Origin of the sequence: Fluviicola sp., from assembly GCF_030151805.1 — a bacterium.
Taxonomy (GTDB): Bacteria; Bacteroidota; Bacteroidia; order Flavobacteriales_D; family Crocinitomicaceae; genus Fluviicola.
The window spans coordinates 1-4,240 of record NZ_JASLCN010000254.1 but is presented as its reverse complement, the minus strand read 5'-3'; the positions used below and the strand labels follow the sequence as shown (position 1 = coordinate 4,240).

Below are 4,240 nucleotides of genomic sequence, written 5' to 3'. Positions count from 1 at the left end.
CATTTGTTCGCAAGTAATCTCATTTTTAAATTCAAAACGATCTATTAGGCTGTCTTTATGTGGATTCAGACGAAATGTTAAGGGACAGGAAATGAACAAACAAAACATTGACAATCAAACATTTAAATCTAAACATATCATTTTGAACTTGAAGTCGATTCGTAATATTGCAATATGGCAAATTTACGTTCGAAAAGATTACCCTAAATGATCACCTCTATTTTCATCTGCAACCTTAACAAAAAAGAAAAAGGCCACCAGTCCACTGACTGATAGCCTCTTTCCCTTAACCTGTAGATGTTAATAATTGATCCGTTGCTTTCTTTAACGCAGGAAACAGCAAAAGGTTTCAAAAAAAGAGCTTTTCTAAAAAAAATTAAAAACTGATCCAGATCACCTTTTCTTCGGCTTGCTATTTCTACCTTTGTAAAACATCAAATCAATGAAAAATGTTAGTTGGTAAAGGATCCAAATTGAACAGTGTTTTCAAAATGAAATGCCCGCGTTGCCAGGAAGGTGAATTTTTCATCTCTCATCCTTATGACATGAAAAACTTGGGTAAAATCCACTCAAACTGTTCAAAATGCGGCTTGAAATATGAAAAAGAGGTTGGTTTCTATTACGGAGCCATGTATGCTTCTTATGCTTTGGGAGTTGCTTTGTTCGTTACGTGCTGGGTTAGTTTCAACTTTTTTTTCCCTGGTGCGGGAACCTGGACTCAAATTGCAATTATTTCAGGACTTTCCATCTTTCTGAGTCCTTACCTCTATGCCTTATCCAAAATCATTTGGGCGAATCTCTTTTTTTCTTATGATCCGGATGCGATCAAGAATTACCAGAGTTCAAAAGGCTCAACAGTTGAAAAGGTTTAAAAAATTCAATTTGAACATTTGAACTAAATATACTGAACGTATAAAGCATCCATATTTTCAATGCTCCGTTAAACGAGCAAAAATCCCCCAGCCGGCAAACTGAGGGATTTTCATTCAATTCAAACTACAAAACAATTTATTGAAGGATGACATTTCGATCTTTCGGATACTTAATCTTAAACGAATAGGTCATTTTATCCGTGGCTTTGGTCTTCAAATTGACCGTCCAGGTTAGTTTCCCCGTCGTTTTGTCATAATTTGCTTTATCCGTGTTGATCGTCTCTATAACGATTTCTCCGTTCGTTGTTACAGGAATCTGATCTTCAATCATCAATTCGATAGCACTTGCTTTCAGATTCTTCACCGAAATCTCATACGAATAAGTGCGTTCAATGTCGTTCCCGATCACTTTTTCCTTGTAATCTTTTTTCAGTAAAATGCGTTTTGCAATGATATTCGGATCTTTTCCAAGACTCAGTTTCAACGTGTCATTCATCGCAGTCGGATCAATATACGTTTCACCGATGTAGGTTCCGTCGAAGAAAATATTTGCACTTGCAGGAACCAGTTGCAAATCTTCCAGTTTCAACACTTCCGCAATCAAAAAGACTCCCGGATCAATTTTAGGAACCGTGTAATACCTGTAATTCGCAGATAAGTCCACATTTCGAACCAATACCAAATGACTTTCCTGATCGCTCTCGATCGTATAAGGCAAATCTATTTTGTACTCGGCTGATAAAACGCGGTTGATTACCGTTGTGAAATTCGCGGCAGTCTCGGCATTGTATTCCATGTCTGCGGTCTTTTTCTCCGCTTCTTTATCGTATTTCATAGATGGAGCCGGAGTGACGCTGTAACTATTCAATCGTCCGTTCACCGCTCCGAAATTGTAGTAATCCACATACCACGGATGCAAATCCGGTTTGATTTTGTTCTGATACGGATCATTCGTCGAAAGCGTCAATTGCACGTTTTCCCAGGATTCTCCGGTATTTTGCTGCACACTCGCTTTGTAAGCCAGGTTTACTTTTCCGGCCGTAATCTCACTGCGGATATCATAAGACGGAACCCAGGATGCACCTGAAGCAAGGTAAGAAATTGCCAATCTTCCGGCTACCACTTCTTTGGATTGAACCGTAATGATCACGCGGTGGATCGGCCCCACAGGAACTTTCGGAGTATTGGAAGACTGATAATTCTGTAAATCATTCATACGTTCAGTCATTTCCCGTAATGTGTTGGTTTTAGCAGCCGAACGCTTATTCAAAAGTTGTAATTTCTTATTGATTTCATTCATTTTCAACTGGTAATAATCCATGGCCTGTTTCAAGAGCTGAATCGAATCGTTAACCTTTCCCTGGCCGCGGATTGCCCCGTTATTCGACAGGATATTTTTTGACGTATTCAGCACATCAATTTCATCCTGGATTTCTTTCAGATCAAAAGAAACGTTGTTGATCGAATCCTGGAGCAGGTTGATGTCTTTCCTGATTTTTAACGGCAGACCTTCCAATTTCACCGTTTCGGGCTTCGGATAATACGCCTGGTATTTGGAATCCATCAGGACTACGTTTCCAAACGCTTTTACCTGCAAACTTTTCGGATCAATATTCGGACTCACTCCTTCAATGATCAATTCGGTAATTCCGGGTTTTACATTGAAATTAGCCTTGCGGTAAACCTGAGCTCCGTTGGTATAAACAGTGACTTCACTGATGGAAGATTTGATAATCTCTTTGTCGTTGGCAGCAAGTGTGAGGAAACCTGGGAGAACCGCCAATAGGAGAACAATTACTTTTTTCATGGGAATCAATTTCCATCAAGTACTACTCAAAACGGTTTTCGTTCAATCGAATTTTAACAAAAAAGAAAATCTAATCTAAAAAAGGTATAACAAACTGATAACCAACTAATCGTTTTGAACCACATAGGAACAGAGATCACACAAGGTTTGACCTGTTATTTAAGCACAATAGGGCACATTACTTTTAACACACTCTGTTTGGTGCATTATTTTATTTTCAATTGAATGAATCACTATATGTTCTACGTGCCTATGTGGTTTGTTTTGGTTTTCTTCATGCTATCAGATCAATTCTTTGATCTCACCAATAATCCGGTCTGCCAGATCCGATGCAGCCTGCGCATCCTTGCTTTCCGTATATACCCGAATAATCGGCTCGGTATTGCTTTTACGCAGATGAACCCATTCTTTCCCGATATAGATTTTCACCCCGTCAACCGTGTCTACTTCTTCGTTTTGATAGTTCTCAGCCATTTTGACTAAAATCGCATCCACATCAATCCCGGGAGTCAGGTCGATTTTCTTTTTCGCCATCTCGTAATTCGGGTAAGATGCACGAAGGGCAGTCATTGTCATTTTTTTATGTGCCAAATGCGACAGGAACAAAGCGATTCCAACCAATGAATCTCTTCCGTAATGCAATTCAGGATAGATAATTCCACCGTTTCCTTCACCACCGATCACAGCGTTCGTTTCTTTCATTTTAACCACCACATTCACTTCACCGACAGCGGAAGCATGGTAGGTACCACCTACTTCTTCCGTAATATCGCGCAATGCTCTTGTAGAACTCAAATTGGAAACGGTTGCTCCTTTTCTTTTGGAAAGAATGTATTCGGAAACTGCTACCAGCGTGTATTCTTCGCCAAACATCGAACCGTCTTCGTTCACCAACGCCAAACGATCTACGTCCGGATCGACCGTGATTCCCACATGTGCTTTTTCTGAAACAACCCGGGCAGACAATTCTGTCAAATGCTCTTTCAAAGGTTCCGGATTGTGCGGGAAATGTCCGGTTGGTTCGCAATACATTTCAATAATGTCTGTTACTCCCAATCTTCGCAACAACTGCGGAACGGAAATTCCTCCGGTTGAATTCACCGCATCGACAACAACCTTGAAATTCGCGTTTTTAATAGCCGGAATGTCTACATCCGGTAACGCACAAATTGCATCAATGTGACGATTAATTGCCTCCGGATCGGTTACTACTTTTCCAATATCATCAATTTCCGCAAAAACAAAACTTCCTTCCGTTGCGATTTTCAACAACAATTCTCCTTCTGCTCCCGAAATAAATTCCCCTTTGTTGTTCAGCAATTTCAACGCATTCCATTGCTTCGGATTGTGAGAAGCTGTCAGAATGATTCCTCCGTCAGCTTTGTGATACGGAACTGCCATTTCCACCGTCGGTGTTGTCGACAAGCCCAGATCAATCACTTCGATTCCTAATCCGACCAATGTTTGAATCACAAGGGTTGCGATCATTTCTCCTGAAAGTCTGGCATCTCTTCCCACCACACTACGACTCTGTTGCAAACCGTTTAGCGGTAACAGAACA

Annotated in this window: 3 protein-coding genes; 1 reads left to right on the top strand and 2 read right to left on the bottom strand. The window is 40.5% G+C overall.

What is annotated here, in order from left to right:
* Positions 1–449: 449 nt before the first annotated feature.
* On the top strand, positions 450–872 hold the full coding sequence (locus Q1V93_RS09745; protein WP_300664194.1) for a DUF983 domain-containing protein: 423 nt from the start codon (positions 450–452) through the stop codon (positions 870–872).
* Between the two features lie 136 nt (positions 873–1,008).
* Here Q1V93_RS09745 and Q1V93_RS09740 read toward each other — a convergent pair whose 3' ends face one another.
* Together Q1V93_RS09740 and glmM are read right to left on the bottom strand one after the other, a co-directional pair.
* Positions 1,009–2,679, bottom strand: a complete 1,671-nt coding sequence (locus Q1V93_RS09740; RefSeq protein WP_300664192.1) for a DUF4139 domain-containing protein — start codon at positions 2,677–2,679, stop codon at positions 1,009–1,011.
* Positions 2,680–2,961: 282 nt separating this feature from the next.
* On the bottom strand, positions 2,962–4,240 hold a 1,279-nt coding region (gene glmM / locus Q1V93_RS09735), incomplete at its 5' end, for a phosphoglucosamine mutase (protein ID WP_300664190.1).